Source organism: Paenibacillus polymyxa (assembly GCF_001719045.1).
In the GTDB taxonomy this organism is placed as follows: Bacteria; Bacillota; Bacilli; order Paenibacillales; family Paenibacillaceae; genus Paenibacillus; species Paenibacillus polymyxa_B.
On record NZ_CP015423.1, the window covers coordinates 525,580 to 544,235 of the forward strand.

At 44.5% G+C, this 18,656-nt stretch carries 17 protein-coding genes; 2 read left to right on the forward strand and 15 right to left on the reverse strand.

The window, feature by feature from the left end:
- Positions 1–86: 86 nt before the first annotated feature.
- The 4 genes from AOU00_RS02525 to AOU00_RS02540 form a co-directional block, all read right to left on the reverse strand.
- Positions 87–1,073 carry an alpha-ketoacid dehydrogenase subunit beta gene (locus AOU00_RS02525; RefSeq protein WP_039270974.1) on the reverse strand — a complete coding sequence of 329 codons (987 nt, stop codon included), beginning with the start codon at positions 1,071–1,073 and terminating at the stop codon, positions 87–89.
- A gap of 2 nt (positions 1,074–1,075) precedes the next feature.
- Entirely contained in the window at positions 1,076–2,104 is a 1,029-nt protein-coding gene (locus AOU00_RS02530) for a thiamine pyrophosphate-dependent dehydrogenase E1 component subunit alpha (RefSeq protein WP_025723034.1), read from the reverse strand.
- A gap of 140 nt (positions 2,105–2,244) precedes the next feature.
- Positions 2,245–3,666: a dihydrolipoyl dehydrogenase gene (gene lpdA / locus AOU00_RS02535; protein ID WP_069289843.1), complete on the reverse strand. Its 1,422-nt coding sequence runs from the start codon at positions 3,664–3,666 to the stop codon at positions 2,245–2,247.
- A 126-nt stretch (positions 3,667–3,792) separates the two neighbouring features.
- Complete coding sequence (locus AOU00_RS02540; protein WP_069289844.1) at positions 3,793–4,026, reverse strand: hypothetical protein; 234 nt, start codon at positions 4,024–4,026, stop codon at positions 3,793–3,795.
- 208 nt (positions 4,027–4,234) lie between these two features.
- Here AOU00_RS02540 and AOU00_RS02545 point away from each other — a divergent pair, with 208 nt between their 5' ends.
- The gene (locus AOU00_RS02545; protein WP_023989232.1) at positions 4,235–4,831 is read left to right on the forward strand and encodes a thymidine kinase; all 597 of its coding nucleotides are present in this window, start codon (positions 4,235–4,237) and stop codon (positions 4,829–4,831) included.
- A gap of 171 nt (positions 4,832–5,002) precedes the next feature.
- Positions 5,003–5,779, forward strand: coding sequence for a sporulation protein (locus tag AOU00_RS02550; RefSeq protein ID WP_039270969.1), 777 nt, complete (start codon positions 5,003–5,005; stop codon positions 5,777–5,779).
- Positions 5,780–5,886: 107 nt separating this feature from the next.
- Here AOU00_RS02550 and AOU00_RS02555 read toward each other — a convergent pair whose 3' ends face one another.
- From AOU00_RS02555 to dxs, 11 genes are all read right to left on the reverse strand, one after another.
- Positions 5,887–6,291, reverse strand: coding sequence for a hypothetical protein (locus tag AOU00_RS02555; protein WP_069289845.1), 405 nt, complete (start codon positions 6,289–6,291; stop codon positions 5,887–5,889).
- 341 nt (positions 6,292–6,632) lie between these two features.
- The gene (locus AOU00_RS02560) at positions 6,633–7,154 is read right to left on the reverse strand and encodes a hypothetical protein (RefSeq protein WP_237166259.1); all 522 of its coding nucleotides are present in this window, start codon (positions 7,152–7,154) and stop codon (positions 6,633–6,635) included.
- Between the two features lie 148 nt (positions 7,155–7,302).
- The gene (locus tag AOU00_RS02565; RefSeq protein ID WP_069289847.1) at positions 7,303–9,003 is read right to left on the reverse strand and encodes a methyl-accepting chemotaxis protein; all 1,701 of its coding nucleotides are present in this window, start codon (positions 9,001–9,003) and stop codon (positions 7,303–7,305) included.
- 290 nt (positions 9,004–9,293) lie between these two features.
- Entirely contained in the window at positions 9,294–10,043 is a 750-nt protein-coding gene (locus AOU00_RS02570; RefSeq protein ID WP_069289848.1) for a class I SAM-dependent methyltransferase, read from the reverse strand.
- 528 nt (positions 10,044–10,571) lie between these two features.
- The gene (gene spo0A, locus AOU00_RS02575) at positions 10,572–11,375 is read right to left on the reverse strand and encodes a sporulation transcription factor Spo0A (RefSeq protein ID WP_023989239.1); all 804 of its coding nucleotides are present in this window, start codon (positions 11,373–11,375) and stop codon (positions 10,572–10,574) included.
- 216 nt (positions 11,376–11,591) lie between these two features.
- Positions 11,592–12,752, reverse strand: coding sequence for a SpoIVB peptidase (gene spoIVB, locus AOU00_RS02580; protein ID WP_039270958.1), 1,161 nt, complete (start codon positions 12,750–12,752; stop codon positions 11,592–11,594).
- Positions 12,753–12,875: 123 nt separating this feature from the next.
- A complete protein-coding gene (gene recN, locus AOU00_RS02585; RefSeq protein ID WP_028540598.1) occupies positions 12,876–14,594 on the reverse strand; it encodes a DNA repair protein RecN in 1,719 nt (572 codons plus the stop codon).
- Positions 14,595–14,652: 58 nt separating this feature from the next.
- Positions 14,653–15,102 (reverse strand): transcriptional regulator AhrC/ArgR, encoded by a 450-nt coding sequence (gene ahrC / locus AOU00_RS02590; protein WP_013310809.1) that lies wholly within the window; start codon positions 15,100–15,102, stop codon positions 14,653–14,655.
- Between the two features lie 12 nt (positions 15,103–15,114).
- On the reverse strand, positions 15,115–15,591 hold the full coding sequence (locus tag AOU00_RS02595; protein ID WP_039270956.1) for a hypothetical protein: 477 nt from the start codon (positions 15,589–15,591) through the stop codon (positions 15,115–15,117).
- Between the two features lie 155 nt (positions 15,592–15,746).
- A complete protein-coding gene (locus tag AOU00_RS02600; protein WP_023989243.1) occupies positions 15,747–16,598 on the reverse strand; it encodes a TlyA family RNA methyltransferase in 852 nt (283 codons plus the stop codon).
- Between the two features lie 76 nt (positions 16,599–16,674).
- Entirely contained in the window at positions 16,675–18,573 is a 1,899-nt protein-coding gene (dxs, locus tag AOU00_RS02605; protein WP_039270954.1) for a 1-deoxy-D-xylulose-5-phosphate synthase, read from the reverse strand.
- Between the last annotated feature and the right edge of the window lie 83 nt (positions 18,574–18,656).

The following is an 18,656-nucleotide window of genomic DNA, read 5'->3' on the forward strand; positions in this document are numbered from 1 at the left end:
TTTCAACTCCTTAACATCATAGGAGGGCGCGTTTTACCGCTACCCCCGCTATACTTTTGGAATGCTTTCGTCCAATCTGCCCTATATTAATACATTGCAAGACGGCGCATGGCTTCCTTAACTTTATCTTTGTTTAACATATAAAACTTCTCCATCGGTGGACTGATCGGCATGGCTGGTACATCAGGAGCACATAGACGCTCAATCGGCGCATCAAGCTCGAATAGACATTCCTCATTAATAATAGCCGATACCTCGGCACCGATGCCGCCCGTTTTGTTGTCCTCATGCACGATTAATACCTTACCTGTATGTCGTGCAGCCTCAACAATGGCTTCGCGGTCCAGCGGTTGGAGTGTGCGCAAATCCACAACATGTGCGGTAATGCCTTCTTCCTTCTCCAATTCCTCAGCAGCCTGCATGACAAAATGCAAAGGCTGGCTATAACCGATGACCGTAATATCGTCACCCTCACGTAATAGATTAGCCTTGCCAATCGGAACGATATAATCATCCTCAGGCACTTCACCCTTGATCAGCTTGTAGGATTTTTTATTTTCAAAAAACAGCACCGGATCAGGGTCACGAATGGCTGCCTTCAGCAATCCTTTTGCGTCATAAGGGGTAAATGGAGCAACAATTTTCAAACCCGGCGTACCAAAAAAGATCGATTCTGGACACTGAGAGTGATATAAACCACCAAAGATCCCACCACCGATTGGCGCGCGGATTACCACAGGACAGTTCCAATCGTTGTTAGAGCGGTAGCGGATTTTAGCCGCTTCACTAATAATCTGATTCGTCGCCGGAAGCATGAAGTCCGAATATTGCATTTCGGCAATCGGCTTCATTCCGTACATGGCTGCACCAATCGCAACCCCGGCAATAGCCGACTCAGCCAATGGCGTATCCATGACACGTTGCTCACCGAATTGGTCCATAAGCCCCTTTGTCGTTGTAAAGACGCCTCCCTTCACCCCGACATCCTCACCTAATACAAAAACCGTTTCATCCTGCTCCATCTCTTCTTTCATGGCAAGACGAATCGCATCAATATATTCCATAATCGCCATCGTTAGCGGCCCTCCCCATCGCTATCTGCATACACATGCAGCAGCGTATCTTCAGGCTTTGGAAAAGGCGCTTTATCTGCATATTCAATCGCTTCCTTGACTTCGAGCAGCAGCTCAGCCGACAGATCCGCATCCTTGGCCTCATCCCAAATGCCGCATTCGATCAAGTAGCTTTTCATACGGGCTACGCCATCCTTGGCCCAGTTCTCATCCACTTCCTCCTTGGTCCGGTAAGCCAGATCATTATCCGAGGTGGAGTGAGGAGACAGACGGTACATCATGGCTTCGATCAGCGTAGGACCTTCACCGCGGACAGCACGTTCGCGTGCTTCCTTCACCGCCGCATATACCGCCAATGCATCATTACCATCGACTCGAATCCCTGGAAATCCATATCCCAAAGCACGGTCGCTTACCTTGCCTGCCAACTGTTTATGAATCGGAACCGATATCGCATATTGATTGTTTTCGCACATAATAATGACTGGCAGCTTTTGTACACCAGCAAAGTTACAGCCTTCGTGAAAATCTCCCTGATTGCTGGAGCCTTCTCCAAACGTAACAAACGATACAAAATCCTTTTTCTGCATTTTGGCAGCCAAAGCTACACCTACTGCATGCGGAACCTGTGTCGTTACTGGGCTGGAGCCTGTCACAATACGCAGCCGTTTACTACCAAAATGACCTGGCATCTGGCGACCACCGCTATTGGGATCATCTGCCTTAGCAAATGCCGACAGCATCAGTTCGCGCGGCGTCATTCCTACCGCAAGCACGAATCCATAATCCCGATAATAGGGAAGAAAATAGTCCTTTTCCCGGTCAAGACCGAAAGCTGCACCTACTTGTGCCGCCTCCTGTCCAATGCCAGAAACGTGGAAATTAATTTTCCCTGCCCGTTGCAGGAGCATGTTGCGCTCGTCAAATCTTCTTGCGAGCAACATATATCTGTACATATCAATAACTTGTCCGTGAGTAAGTCCCAGCTGTTCATGTCTGAAGCCAGCGTCTACAGCGCCTTTAGAACTCATTGAGGCACCTCCTTAAGTGTCAAACATCCTACTTCCAGTACCTAGTACCATCTTGTCTTAAAACCTGGTACTAAACTCTGACTAACCCCATTATAATCCTTTTCTCCCCAAAAAGAAAAGCACCGATTTATTTGAAACGTTTATATGCCAATCGCCTGTCCATCAACGGCCAGCATCGCTTCTCCCAAAATCTCCGACAACGTCGGATGCGGATGAATAAGCTGTCCGACTTCCCACGGCGTAGCATCCAGCAGTTGCGCAAGAGCCGCCTCGCTGATCAGGTCCGTCACATGCGTACCGATCATATGTACACCGAGAATATCATTGGTCTTCTCGTCGGCCACTACTTTGACGAAGCCGTCCCGACTGCCGTATACTAGCGATTTTCCGATAGCTTGAAAAGGGAACTTCCCTGTCTTCACCTGATGTCCACGCTCGCGAGCTTCTTGCTCCGTTAAGCCGACGCTTGCGGCTTCAGGACGTGTATAAATACACCGCGGAATCAGATGGTTAGGTACACTGTGAAAATCTTCGCCCGCCAGATGATGAACCGCCTGCAAACCTTCATGGCTCGCTGCATGCGCCAGTTGTAAGCCGCCGATGCAATCCCCAATGGCGTAAATATGTGGTTCATTCGTCTGCAAATGTTCATTAACTGAGATAAAGCCACGCTCTACGCGGATATCCGTATTTTCCAGCCCGATATTTTCCACATTTGCCTGACGCCCTACAGAAATGAGCAGTTTGGAAGCGCTGAGGGTTTCGGTTTCTTCCCCTTTTTGCACGTCAATCTGCACACCTTCCTCATCTTTGCCGTATGTTTTAGCCAGCACTTGTGAACCCGTCAGCACCTTGACACCACGCTTGGTTAACAAACGCTGCATTTCACGCGAAACGTCTTCGTCTTCCGTGGGAATAAGTCGATTCGCAGCTTCAACCACCGTAACCCCCACGCCAAAATCATTTAGCATGGAAGCCCACTCCACGCCAATAACACCACCGCCCACGATAATCAAGGATGCTGGCAGCTCCTCCATCGTTAACGCTTCGTCACTGCTCAGAATAAATTCGCCATCTGGCTCTAGTCCGGACAGCACACGCGGGCGTGATCCTGTTGCAATAATGAGATGTGCAGGAACAATCGTTTCCATCTCACCATCTTCTAGTTCCACGGCAACTGCCCCGCTTTTTGGAGAAAATATAGACGGACCAATCACGCGTCCCTTACCGCTCAGTACCGTAATTTTATTTTTACGCATCAAAAATTGAACGCCCTGATGCAGCTGTTCCACAACGGCTTCCTTACGTTCCTGAACCTTGGGAAATACAAGCTGTGCTCCCGATGTCTCGATACCGTATTGTGCACTTTCTTTAATCGTGGCATATACTTCCGCACTGCGTAGCAAGGCCTTACTCGGAATGCAACCACGGTGCAGACAGGTTCCGCCAAGCTTGTCCTTTTCGATGATAACCACTTCTTTGCCTAGCTGGGCGGCACGAATGGCTGCTACATACCCCCCGGTTCCTCCACCCAAAATAGCGACATCACAATGTATAGTCATGTTTCTCCTCCATTAACAATTGATTATATATAGCTTATTGTACTCTCTTTATTTCACTGTACAAAATATAGCGTTTAGGCATAGGCTACAAAAAAGCTAACCCTTTAATCCAGATATCTTTCCATATCATTCATACAGCGCATCTCGTAATTTGGTAGACATCCTTGAACTTTGTGCTGATTTGGCTCGCAGCGCCTTGCGAAATGATTCATTTTGCTTGCGCAGAAAGTTCAGCTCTGTCTCCAGCTCCGTGATGAGTTCTAGAGCTTGCGGGCTGATCAGCCCTTGCTCCAGTAATGCTCCTTTTTTGGCACTATAATCCGTATTTTTTTCGTCCATGCCTTTCACTCTTCCCTTCATTCCACTACGCTTCACCATATCATGCCCGCGGCGGCAGAGCAATGACGACCACATTTACGTTTTGGGAATGAACATACAAAAACATGTCGAAAATCAATATATTTTCTCTAGTCTGTATACGGCTGGTTATGGTAATCTATAATGGCGTTTTCTTTCGGAGAAGAAGATTTACAGTGTTATGTACATGTTACAGAGAGGGGAATTCGCTTTGCCTACAGGACGAATTACGATTATTACAGGCCCCATGTTCAGTGAAAAATCCGGCGAATTGATTCGCCGCTGTCAAAAACTAATCCAATACGGGCATCGTAAAGTGGTCGCTTACAAACCCGCTGAAGATAACCGCTATGCCGAGGACGAAATAGTAAGCCGGATCGGATATCGGCTACCCGCTATCTCTATCCCAAGAAAACTTACAGATGAGCTCGTTCAGCGTATTTTGCAAGAAACAAAAGATGCCGACGTGGTTGCCTTTGACGAAGTCCAGTTTTTCAGTCGTCATATTATGTCGCTTGTACAAGAGCTAGCTTATTGCGGCAAGCATGTAATTGCCGATGGGCTGAATCTGGATTATCGAGGCAAGGAGTTCGGCTATGTCGGTGGTCTGCTCGCCATGGCGGATGACATCGAGAAGCTGACTTCCTTTTGCGCTGTATGCGGTAGCTCGGAAGCAGTATTTACGCAACGTATGGTAAATGGTAAACCTTCCACTGTGGGACCTATTGTGATGATCGGCGACTCTGAGGCTTATGAGCCTCGTTGTCGAAATTGCTTTATACCTCCTCATAAAGTGAACTGCGATTAGTGGACAGATAGATCGACAAGCTGCAATATGCCTACGTGAGTACCAGTAACTTTTTTCTTGCATTTTTTTGGAACGAATCGAACCATTGCCCCGTATATCCGGTTAAGCTGTACAAGTTTTTAGTTTTCGTTTGTATATCATGACCATGAGATTATCTGGGGGGACGGAATAATGAGTTTTTTTAACAAAATCTTAGCAAGCGCAGGAATCGGTTCAGCTAAAGTCGATACGTTGGTGGATCAAGCTGTATATGTGCCTGGGGAAGAACTTAGTGGCATCATGCGCATCAAAGGCGGCAAAATTGATCAGGAAATCGGCAAAATTGACATCGAGCTCAAGACAGAATATATCGTGGAGCACGATGATAAAAAAACTATCAGCACCTGCTGCATTGCACGGATTAAGGTATCTGACGGCTTTCATCTAGAGCAAGGACAGGAGCTTGAAATTCCTTTTTCCTTCAGATTGCCGTTGGAAACTCCTGTTACTCACGCCAAACAGCCCGTCTGGCTGGAAACAGCATTAGATATTGGCATGGCTTTGGACCCGACCGATCGTGATTCACTCAAAATCGAGCCACATCCCTATATGAATACAGTGTTTGAGGCGGTTCACCTGTTGGGCTTCCGATTCCGCTCCTCCACCTGCGAACGTCATCCTAAGCTGGGACGCGGCGTTCCGTACGTACAGGAATTTGAATTTACGCCCGGATCAGAATATGCACGTGATATCGAGGAGCTGGAGCTGGTTATGCAGTTGGAACCCGAGGGTGTGCATGTGCTTGTAGAAGTAGACCGCAGGGGCAGAGGGTTATCTGGTTGGCTTGAGACTGCATTTGATATGGATGAGCGTCATGCCTGGTTGAGTTTAAGCCGGGAAGAGCTCTCCTATGGACCCGATCACATAGCGGATGCACTCGAGGAACTAATTGACAGGCAAATTAGATAACAATGTAAAATACAAACAAAAAACTCCTAACCAATTTACTACATCGGTTGGGAGTTTTTATTAATTAAAAGAATTCTTTAATGATGGTCCTCAATCGTCTGTATAGACTAAAGTGGCAACATATCCTGTCTTTCCGCCTTATGCTTACACTCTTTGCATACCCCATACAGCGATCCATTGTCATCCGCATAGAAGGTTAATTTGTCTTCTTTTTTACAAAAGGAGCATTTTTGCTTGCCTGTGCCCTGGATAGAGTCAGACAGTCCAAATCCAGTTTGGGCCTGAATACCTGCTGATTTTGTATTTGCGCGTGGACCGAAAGACACTTTAGACTTAGATTCATTACCGGTACGGGATTGTCGAGCGGACTTACGAGGACGAAATTCAACGACATTACTGCCCCGCTGTTCATTCAATTGTTTGTTGCTGCTGCGACTACGCCTTACTTTAACAATCCAACCCAATGCCACCAACAACACGCCGAAGAACACCCAAGTCAGACTATTCCACATGCTCTCATTCCCGCCTTTGCTTTAGAATTAATTGGGTTAATACCACTAGCCCGTTCATTGCGATGACTTAGCCTATAGCTTTATCCATTGAAATATACCCGTGTATACAGCCTCTGTGCTGTTCATCCGATTGTCTCCATATAAAAATCGTACCCTCCCGTGCAACATCCGACTCGCCTCTAACTGAGCATATTAGGTAAATCATCTTTTCCTGAGGAGTACATTGACCCGTTTTACAAATTGTACATCATCCTTTTGAAAAACGATAATATCCCCTCTATGAAGATCGTTCTCCTTATCATAGCCCAATGGTGAGAATAAAAATGGCCCAGATGGCTACATTACTCCCCTTGATAATAAAAATCAATGAATCTTTTCGTCAACGGATTAAACTTATCAAAGCGTTTGCGGTGCGGTAAAAAGCCTGACTTATGTACTTGTTCTGCTAGTGTTTCTACATGTTCAAATCGCTTGAAAAAGGGCAACGCGAAAGTGTAAATATCTTCAATAATCTCTTGGATCACCCGTTCTCTTTCAGCTTCTGTGGACACAAGGTAATCCCTGTTTTCCGTATATTTCTTGGTAAGAGCAATCAACTCACTGTGAAAACAAGCGTCAGTATTATACTTCTTTTTTATTCTTTTGGATTCTACGATAATATAAACTTTTAATGCACCATATTTAGTCGCACCAAAACTAATTTCAAATATAAATTCCTTGGTTACTTTTTTCAAAACTTTTCTGCCTTTCAGATATTTAAAATCATTCAAAAATGGTGTAGCTATGATTTTGTCTATCGCTAACTGACGTAGTTCACTTGCTTTAAGTTCAGTCTTATTATCCATCATGTCACTCCAACCCAAAGAATTTCACACCATTATATCATATCGTTCCAATTACAGGCTCCTCATATCTCCACTCTTTAATCATAATATATTAATAAAAAATAGAAAAAAAGCCGCTCACAATAGAGCAGCTAGTTCCTCTGAAACATAAAAAGCAGTATACGAATTATACTTTGAATTTACCAATTTGCCCTTGCAGGTCTTCCGCCATTTTGGACAGATTTCTTGCAGAAGAGGCAATTTCCTCCATGGATGCCAGCTGTTCCTGAGTTGCGGCAGATACGTGTTGTGTCCCTGCTGCGGCTTCCTCAGCAATCGCTGAAATTTGTCTGACAAAACCAACAATCTCATCCGTACTTGCAGACATTTGTTCTGATCCGGCAGAAACCTCTTCAATTTCACTGGCCACTTTATTTACAGTTTCCTGAATTAATTCAAAGGATGCGCCTGCATTTTGTACAACTTCACGACCTGTCATGACATCCTTCCCGTTGGACGCTACCGCCTCAATAGCATGGGTAGTATCCTTTTGAATCAATCCCACAAGCTCCGTAATTTGTTGAGCAGAATGAGCCGATTGTTCAGCCAACTTGCGAACTTCGCCTGCAACTACAGCAAATCCGCGACCATGTTCCCCTGCGCGGGCCGCTTCAATCGCAGCGTTCAAGGCAAGAAGGTTGGTCTGACTAGAAATATTGGTGATAACATCAATGATCTTGCCAATTTCGTCTGAGCGCTCTCCCAATCCAGCCATGAGATCTGCCAATCCATTCATCGAATCATTCACGGCATTCATCTGCGTAACTGCCTGTTGAATCATCTGGTTACCTTCAGCCGATTTATGGGCCGCATCTTGCGCAGATGCGAATACATTTTGCGCGCGGATGGCGATTTGCTCAACACCGATAGACATTTCCTCAATAGCTTGGGACGATTTCGTCACCATATCTACCTGGTCTCCTGTTCCAGTAGCTACTTCTTGCACCGTTTCGGTTATTTGTGCAGAAGCTTGGCTATTTTGCTCTGCGCTGGCCGTCAATTCTTCTGAGGAAGTGGTTACCAGCTCAGTCGTCTTACTCACAGATTGAATCAGTTCACGAAGGTTCTCAACCATGACATTAAAGGAATGTGCCAACGTACTGATCTCATCCTTGCCCTTCACAATGATAGCTTCACTTGTAAGATCACCCGATGCGATACTTTCAGCAGCACGACTGATTCGCAAGATAGGTTTAGATATAATTTGGGCTATGATGATTGCCATGATCAATGCTAATATAACGGCTGCTATACTCAAAACGATGACCAGTTGTCTACCTGAAATAAAGTTGTCAACAGCTTCTTTCGTAGTCTGTTTAGATCCATCTGCATTCAATTTAATGAGCTGACTGATCATATCGTTTGAACTATACCATAACTTATAGGACTCTTGATGAAGGATGCTTGATTGAGTGTAATCATTAGCTTTCCCCGCTTCAATCATTTCTGGCAACTTAGCCAAATACTCCGTATAATTTTTGGAGAATTCTTCATACATTTCACGTTCTTTAGGGGTAGCAATTAATTTTTCGTATATTTTTCGATCGTCCTCAACCTTTTTTAAAACCTTATCATATTCGGCCTGAACCTTCTCCATTTCTTCTGGGTCACGTTCTACAATAATGTTTAATGAGATCCGCTCTACATCAGATATATCACCATTTAGTGTTCCCAGGATAGTCACACTTGGCATCCAATGGCTATCTATTTCCATCGAAGTGTCGCCTAAATTTTTCATTTTTGAGATAGATGTTGTACTAATGACAATCAATAATATTATTACTGCAAGAAAACCCAATATCAATTTTGTTCGAATGTTAAATTTCATATATTCGCTCCTCAGTTCTCTTTATATTAGATACTATATCGACAACAAACGACACATTGTTTATATCAAATTTAAAGAGAATTTCAGAACTGTTTACAAAAGGGAAATTTTTCTTCGTGATGGTTGGTGCAACTGATTCAGGTTTATTTTATAACCTCGTGGAGAGCATTATGTTTTATAATCCCCAACAATTGTACCGTCATATAGGGAGGGAGATGCTGAAAATCTTTATTCACTTATTCCATCAAACTTAAAAAAAGGATACCCAAAAACGGGTATCCCTTTATGTTTTACTTCCTAGCATTCACCATAAATCGTTCTGAATTTGTCCTTATTCCTAATTCGGTTTGATTGTCCAAAATAAATTGTTGGAGTATTTGAAAATCAATTTCTTCTTCTCCGAAGTTGGGAATAATTGGTGTGTGTTTCAAGAGAAATATTAAGTCTGCAGGAGTCTGATAATATTCGGTTGCATTGAATTCAAATGACTGTATGTTCTTAAAGCCCGCGTCACTTAATTCGGTAATATATTGAGCTTTTAACGAGTCTTTCTTAGCACCCCATGCCTGTCCTCTTCCAAACGCTTCTTTAATATTTAATTTGTCGTTTTCGCTTACTTGCTGTGTCAGGAACATACCATCCTTTACTAACACCTTTGCTATTTCTTTTGCATAAAAACATGAATGTCGAGAAGAGATTACATTAAAGAAATTCTCAGGAAAATTTATATTTTCAGCATCCATCTGGAGAAAACGAACATTTGCTATGTCTGATTCAGCAGAATTCTTGGTTGCTGTTTCAATCATTCCAGTGGAATGGTCAATCCCAACTAGAAGTAATGCAGAATCTGCTATTGATAAAATTGCTTCCCCGCCGCCAGTACCGATGTCAAGCAATATATCCGACTTCTTGCATGTCTTCGCTACTTCATTGTAGAAGTCCCATTTTACTCCTTCGGAGATACATTTTACATGGCTGAAATTCCAGCCGTTGATTTTTCCAATCTTATTATAAAACTCTTTATACTCTATTGAATTCATTTTCTTTCCACCTTCCAATTAAGGATAAATACTACGGGATAACAGACCGATATCATTCAGTATTTTAGTTTTGTAGTCAAAAGGATAGACTTTCCCCTTGGCGGCTGGTACGCGTTTTTTCCAGCCCGGAAACTAAATACCTCGAACAATACGGAAAGACATCCGATTCACCTCATTTGAAAGATTGTTTTAATTATATTTCTAATAGAGCTTGTCGATCAAGCAATAGTTCAATAATATTTCTTTACAACTTTCTACCTTAATAGAACGACTACTGAAAGTAATGAAAATGATGATAATTGAAGAAAACTTTAAATTGTCCAATTGAAATTCAAAATCGTTTATAAAAAATACCGCCTATTTACTGGTTCTTGGAAGAACCAATAAATAGGCGGTATTAGTTGTCTACTATTCAGAAGTTTATCGGATCGGGTCGGCTGTTTTGGAAATTAATAGCCATCCCTGCAATTATCATTGATAAACGTAAAACCACAAAAATCCCTTGCTTCATCAATCATTCTGACCCTTTCAGGACACCTTGTTCTCAATTCTCAGCTTATCTGCTACCATCGCTATGAACTCTGAATTGGTTGGTTTGGACTTACTGATATTAATGGTGTACCCGAACAGGTGTGAAATGCTGTCGATATTTCCACGGGTCCATGCTACCTCGATAGCATGACGAATGGCGCGTTCTACGCGAGATGCCGTCGTTTTGAACTTTTCGGCGATTGCCGGATATAATGTTTTGGTGATGGCTCCCAAAATTTCGATATTATTGTACACCATCGTAATGGCTTCGCGTAAATATTGATAGCCCTTGATGTGAGCTGGTACACCAATTTCATGTATGATGGCCGTGATACTGGCATCCAGGTTTTTCGTCTTACCCATAGGTACAACGTTGGACCGCATGGATGAAATGGTCACCGGACTGCTGCTAACTAACTGCGGCCCCACTAATTGGCGAACACGGTTAGCCAGCACTTCCATGTCAAACGGCTTCAAAATATAATAAGATGCCCCGAGCTGTACGGCCCTCTGTGTAATATTTTCTTGACCGAATGCAGTCAGCATAATGATTTTCGGCTGTGGAGTCAGGTTCATTTCTCTTAAACGCTCCAATACACCGAGACCATCCAGATGAGGCATAATAATATCTAAAATAAGTACATCAGGTATGTTGCGGGATTCTGCGATGCGTTGGAGCACTTCTTCGCCGTTATAGGCGATTCCTGTAACTTCCATATCCTCCTGATCGGAAATATATTCAGCAAGCAAATTCGTAAATTCCCGGTTGTCATCAGCCAACAATACCTCAATTTTTTGCAATGTACTTCCTCCTCATTGAGTGATATTCCATTGTGATATCTGTTTACAGTATATAAATATTTCTTGTCGGAGTATATGATTTCGACATCGAATTATGAATTCCTTCTGTCGAAAATTATTTTTATTTATTTTTTTTATATTTTCTATTATAATTGATTCTTTATCTTGCAAATATGAGTTATTCCCCTGCTTTTCGACAAAAAAATCTTAAGGCCACTAGCTCGCCTTAAGATTAGAAGATGATTTCAAGCTTACGTTATTCTGCATGATTCCTGCATCGCGCAGCATCCATTCGATAAAACAACCGTAACCTGATTTAGGATCATTCACAAATACATGTGTCACAGCCCCGATAAGCTTACCATTTTGAATAATCGGACTACCGCTCATTCCTTGCACGATTCCCCCGGTCTTATCCAACAGCTTTGGATCTACAATGCGAATCACAAGTCCTTTGGTTGCTGGTTTGTCCTGCTGAGAAATGTGTACAATTTCCGCCTGAAACCGCTGAATTTGTTGACCTTCCAGTACAGTCAAAATTTCTGCAGGTCCTTCCTTTACTTCATTCGCAAGAGCCACCGGAATAGGAGTTGAATACAATCCATATTGCGGCTCATCTGACATTTTCCCAAAAATTCCGAAATTCGTATTTCGTTCAATATTTCCTAATACCCGATGATCTTTGAGAAAATGAGCGCGTTTTTCTCCTGGTTCCCCACTTTGGCTTTTCGCAATTGACGTCACATTGGACTGCACAATCTCTCCGCTCCCCACGACAATAGGGGTTTGGGTATTCATATCGGTAATTACGTGACCTAATGCCCCGTATACACCCTGGTCCGGTGCGTAAAACGTTAATGTACCTACACCTGCAGCCGAGTCTCTAATATACAACCCAAGCCGCCACGCTTTATCATCTTGATCATATGCTGGTGTTAACTTCGTGGAAATCGTCTGCTCTCCTCGACAAAGTGTAATGTCGAGTGGCTTTTTATTCTTACCTGCTTCGTCTACTGCCTCAGCAACCCTTGCCAGGCTATTGAGTGGTTTGCCGTTCATGTGTGTAATCCGATCCCCTAGGCGAATCCCCGCTGTTTCACCAGGTGACACCTTACGATCATTACTTTCCTGAATGATATGGTGACCGACGACAAGCACTCCTGAAGATTTTACTTTGACCCCAATCGTCTGCCCCCCCGGGTATACTTTTAAATCGGGAACTACACTTTCTTGGGTTGTCCTCATGCTTTTAGAGCCGAACAAATCCAAAGAAGCTTGTGGAGGCAGCGCAGCTTGCACATGCTGAGCGTTACCGATAGAACACATAAGAAAAACAAGCAAAAGACCGAGCAATTTGATCCTGGAGTAAAAATTCAATGGCTGTCACGCTCCCTTTGCTTCTTTCGCTTGACGAGTAAAGGTGGTCGCCAATTGCGTACCTATAAGGTAACCTTGCCCCCAGGCTTTTATAACTGTTAAACATTACGCCAGCCGCTCTTTTCAGGCTTTCTTTCCTTCCGCCAAATTCAGCATTTCCTGTGCGTGATGCAAAGTTTTTTCGGTAATTTCCACGCCGCCCAGCATCCGTGCCAATTCCTTGACACGCCCGTCCTCCGTAAGTCCCTCAATTTGAGTCATGGTCCGTCCATCATGGACATTTTTCTCAATAAGGTACTGATGATCTGCCATACATGCCACCTGTGGCAAATGAGTAATGGAAAAGACCTGACAAACGGAAGATAAACGATATAGCTTCTCGGCAATGGATTGAGCTGCACGACCACTCACCCCGGTATCCACCTCGTCAAAAATGAGTACTGGAATTTGATCATGACGCGCAAAAATACTTTTCATCGCCAACATGATACGTGATAGCTCACCGCCTGAAGCGATCTTACCAAGTGGACGTAATGGCTCACCTGGATTGGGGGATATAAGAAATTCCGCATTATCAATGCCCTGCTTGGTAGGTCTTACCTTCAGACCTTTATACTCATATCCGCGTGGATCTTCAATTGGATCAATGCGCACCTTGAGTGACGTTCTTTCCATCTGCAGGTCTTTTAACTCCTGCTCCACTTGCTCTGCAAGCTCTTCAGCACAAATTTCGCGTGCTTCTGTAAGCTCTTCCGAAATCTCAAGCAAATCGGAAAGCAACTCGTCCCGTTTTGCAATGAGCTGCTCCAACCGCTCATCTTTATTTTCCAGCAGATCGGTTTCCTGCTCAATACGGCTATAGTATTCCAAAATCTGCTCTATACTATCACCATATTTTCGCTGTAACCCGGTAATTTGATTCAAACGTTGCTCCACTTCATGCAGCTTGCCTGGATTAAATTCAATATCCTCACGATAAGAACGTAATTGGAATGCTGCGTCCTCCAACTGGTAAAAAGCAGACTGAATCTGCTCCGCTATGGGCTGAAGGCTTTTGCTGTCATAGCTTTGGACATCGTTTAATCTGGACAACACGTTATTGATCGTATCCAGTCCACCTCTGCCGCTTAGCAGTTCGTATGCTCCTGATATCCCATCCATCATTTTCTCACTATGGGATAGCTTGACCCGTTCCTCTGCCAATAATTCATCTTCTCCCAATTTCAACTCCGCCGCAGCGATCTCTTCTAATTGAAATCGGTACATATCCAAAAGCTGATAAGCCTTTTGACTGGAACTTTGCAGTTCTCTTACTTCTTTTTCCGCTTTGACAAAAGCATTGTAACGCTCCCGATAAAGCGTTTTGACCGGACCGATGACCGAATCACCGAACGTATCCAGCAGCGCCAGATGGCGATCTGCACGTAGCAGACTTTGATGCTCATGTTGCCCGTGGATATTGACGAGTTGCTCACCCACCTCACGCAGCATCGTTAAATTAACCATCTGGCCGTTAATTCGAGAAGAGCTTTTTCCTTGAACCGTAAGTTCGCGACGAATCAGCAAATGCTCCTCTGCATTAGCCTTAATCCCTTGTTCCTCAAGTGTATTCCAAACTGGATGTTTTACCGGCAGTTCAAATAAGGCTTCCATCTCTGCTTTATCACAACCGTAACGCACTAAATCAGCAGAGCCCCTACCGCCTGCAATCAGCCCAAGCGCATCGATAATAATGGATTTACCAGCACCTGTTTCCCCGCTCAACACATGAAACCCTTTATAAAAATGAACATCGACGGCCTCTACAACCGCCAAATTCCGTATAGACAAAGTGACCAGCATCGTTCTTTCACCTCTATGATGTACAAATTAAAACGCCTAATATGCGTAGCCATTATAATTAGGAAATGTAGCCCATAAGACGATTCACGATAGCTTCGCTGTTTTCTTCCGATCGGCAAATAATCAAAATGGTATCGTCCCCGCTAATCGTCCCCATGATCTCGGACCATTCAATATTGTCCAATAAAGCAGCAATCGAGTTGGCTGTTCCCGGCAGGCATTTCATCACAATCAGATTGGTTGTGTAGTCAATATGCAAAAAGTTATCGACCAACGTACGTTTCAGTTTTTGGGCCGGATTGTAACGTTGATCTGAAGGCATCGAATATTTATATCTGCCATCGTCCATTGGAACCTTGATGAGCAGCAACTCCTTGATATCACGCGATACGGTCGCCTGCGTGACCTGAAAACCAGCCTTACGCAATGCTTCAACCAGATCATCCTGCGTCTCAATCTCATGTTGTGAAATAATTTCCCTAATTTTAATATGTCGTTGACCCTTCATATAATCCTCCGATTAACCTTCATATTCCTCTTCTTCGAGGTCTTCCACTAATGTAATAAGGCGAATACTTCGCTCGTCCGTATCAACATACAATACACCCGCGCAACCCGGATAGAGCAATAAATACGGCATGAGCCTGTCCCTTAAATCAGGACCACTCCACTCCATTGGTTTCTTGCGGCGTGACGTTTTGACCATATATGTCGAACCGTTTCGTACAGCCACGTAGTCTATAAACAAACGGCTATACACGGTATGTCCATTCACTTTAAAAGCAAGCGGTATTTTCATCTTCCCGCCCACTACTTCATAGCCTGCTTCTTCGAGTAGGCCTGTGGCAGGTCCTTCGTCCAAGTCCTCGTTAATCGGTATCGTCTTTAGCACAAGCGGCTCTGGCTCCTTCAACCAGGCACGTAGGCTATACAAAGCCCATATCCCTAATATCACCCCGATCACAGCGATGATAACCGTATCATATCTTGTGTCCATGGACCGATCACCTCATGGACATATTCTAGGACAAGATGTAAAATCCCTTTTCCTTTGTACATCTCATTATAGGCGAACGTGAGTTCTATAATCAATCCCTCACACCAAAAAGAGGTTCCCTTAAGTTCACAGAACTCATGGAGAACCCCTGAATGTTACTTACGCGATGGACCATTATTAAAAGTCTGACCTGCTTCCTGAACGGTACGTTCAATCAGTGGTCTGAAATCCATCTTCTCCAGCTGCGATTCTGCAGCAGGAAGCCCATCCAAACGCCAATGCGCTAAAAATTCAATATTGCCTTCTCCACCTGTAATAGGCGAATAAGCCAAACCTTGCAGCGTAAGTCCAAGCTCATGTGCAAACATCAGAATGGTCTGCAACACTTCTTTATGCGTAGCAGGATCACGGACCACACCGGATTTTCCGACCTTTTCGCGTCCAGCTTCGAATTGCGGCTTGATTAGAGCTACAATATCAGCAGGTTGATGCAACAAGGCAAGCAACGGGGGCAAAATAATACGTAATGAAATAAAGGAAACGTCAATACTAGCGAAATTCGGCACGGAACCATTCAAATCCGCGGGTGTCATATATCTGAAATTCGTTTTCTCCATTACGCATACTCGTTCATCATTACGAAGGGACCAATCCAGCTGGTTATAACCCACATCAATGGCGTATACGTATTCAGCTCCATGCTGAAGCGCACAATCCGTAAAACCTCCAGTGGACGAGCCAATATCCAGCATTGTCCTGCCCTTCATATCCAGCTCAAATTGACGGATGGCCTTCTCCAGCTTCAATCCTCCACGGCTTACATACGGATGCACCGAACCCTTAACTTTAAGCTCGCTGGCGCGTGGTACCTTCATCCCCGCCTTCTCGATCCGTTCGCTGTCCGCCAGCACTAGCCCAGCCATAATCGCAGCTTTAGCTTTTTCACGGCTTTCAAAAAAGCCTTGTTCTACAAGTAATACATCAATGCGTTCCTTCGGAACAGACATGTTAATCTCCCTTTAGGCAGCCAGGCTGCTCTTGTCATACTTTTTATAAACGTCATGGTCTTCACTTCAAGTTACCCTATACGGATTGTCCCATGCCATATGCTGGTTCAGCAGCCCATTTACGCAGCTTTAAGCATACATCCTCAATGGTAAGACCTACTTCAGCACGCTGCTCTTTGATGGAGCCATGCTCCACGAACAGATCGGGAATCCCCATTAGGCGCACCTGTGCCTCTTGTATTTCGGCTTTAGCGTAGAATTCCAGTACAGCGCTACCCAAGCTTCCTGCTTCAGAAGCTTCTTCCAATACGATCAGCTTCGTATGCTGACGAGCCAGCTCACGCAACATATCCTCGTCCAAAGGCTTCAGGAAACGGGCATTCACGACGCCCACTTGCAAACCTTCCCGTTTCATCGCCTCCGCAGCCTCTGTCGCCACCTGGAGCATCGGTCCTGATGCGATTACAGCAAAGCCCTCGCCTTTACGCAGGAGCTCCCAACTGCCGATGGGAATAGCCTGTAATTCTTTATCCATCGGCACGCCAACCACATTAACACGCGGGTAACGATAAGCAATTGGACCATCTTCATAGTCGAGCGCTGTTTTCATCATATGGCGTAGCTCGTTCTCATCCTTTGGCATCATAAGCACAAGATTGGGGATATGACGCAAGAATGCCACATCAAACACGCCATGATGAGTTTCCCCGTCAGCCCCAACAAAACCTGCACGGTCAATCGCGAACATTACGTTCGCATTATGACGACAGATATCATGCACAATCTGGTCATAAGCACGCTGCATAAAAGTGGAATACACCGCAAACACCGGCTTCATCCCTTCCATTGCCAACGCAGCACACATGGTAGCTGCATGCTGTTCAGCAATGCCGACGTCAATCATACGGCTAGGAAACTCTTTACTAAACGGTACCAATCCTGATCCGCCAGGCATAGCGGGTGTGACCGCAACGATGCGCTCATCCTGCTCAGCCAGCTCAATCAACGTTCGACCGAAAATTTCGGTATACATCGGATTACCTACAGCTTTGAGTACCTGACCCGATTCAATTTTGTAGGGACTGATTCCATGCCATTTGTGTGAATCTGCTTCCGCAGGTTTATAGCCCTTGCCCTTGGTGGTTACGACATGCACCAATACAGGGCCAGTGACATTATCAGCCTGCTGGAAGGTTTCGATTAGCTTCGGCAAATCATGTCCGTCCACTGGACCGAGATACGTAAGTCCCAGTTCCTCAAACAGTACACCAGGCACCATCATATATTTAAGACTGTCCTTGACACGGCCAGCCGATTTAGCAAGTTTACCGCCGATCGCGGGTATTTTTTTCAGCAAAACTTCCAGCTCATCTTTTGCTCGCAAATAATGACGGTCCGAGCGGATTTTACTCAAATAATTATGCATGGCCCCTACATTAGGTGCTATGGACATTTCGTTGTCATTCAGAATGACCATTAAATTTTTGCGCTCATGACCGATATGATTCAACGCTTCGAAGGCCATCCCCCCAGTCAACGCTCCGTCTCCGATCATTGCAATGACTTTATTGTCCTCGCCCTTCAAATCTCGAGCCAAGGCCATTCCCATTGCCGCCGACAGAGAAGTGCTGCTATGACCGGCTTCCCAAACATCATGCTCGCTCTCACTTCTTTTTACAAAACCACAAAGTCCATCACGCTGACGAAGTGTATCAAAACGGTCCATTCGCCCTGTCAATATTTTGTGTACGTAGGCTTGGTGCCCAACGTCATAAATCATCTTGTCCTTTGGACTGTTATAGCAATAATGCAGGGCGATCGTGAGCTCAACCACTCCCAGATTCGATGCCAGATGCCCCCCAGTCACGGACAGCTTCTCAATCAAAAAGCTCCTGATTTCCTCGGCTAGAGAAGCCAACTCCTCAACCGACAGTGATTTCAGATCGCCTGGTTGCTTTATGTGTGGAAGCAGCACGCATATCTCCCCGCTTTCCTTCAAGTTTGTGTGTAAAGTTAACAAGTATTATATCACACTTTTTAACTGTGCTTAAACGCAGA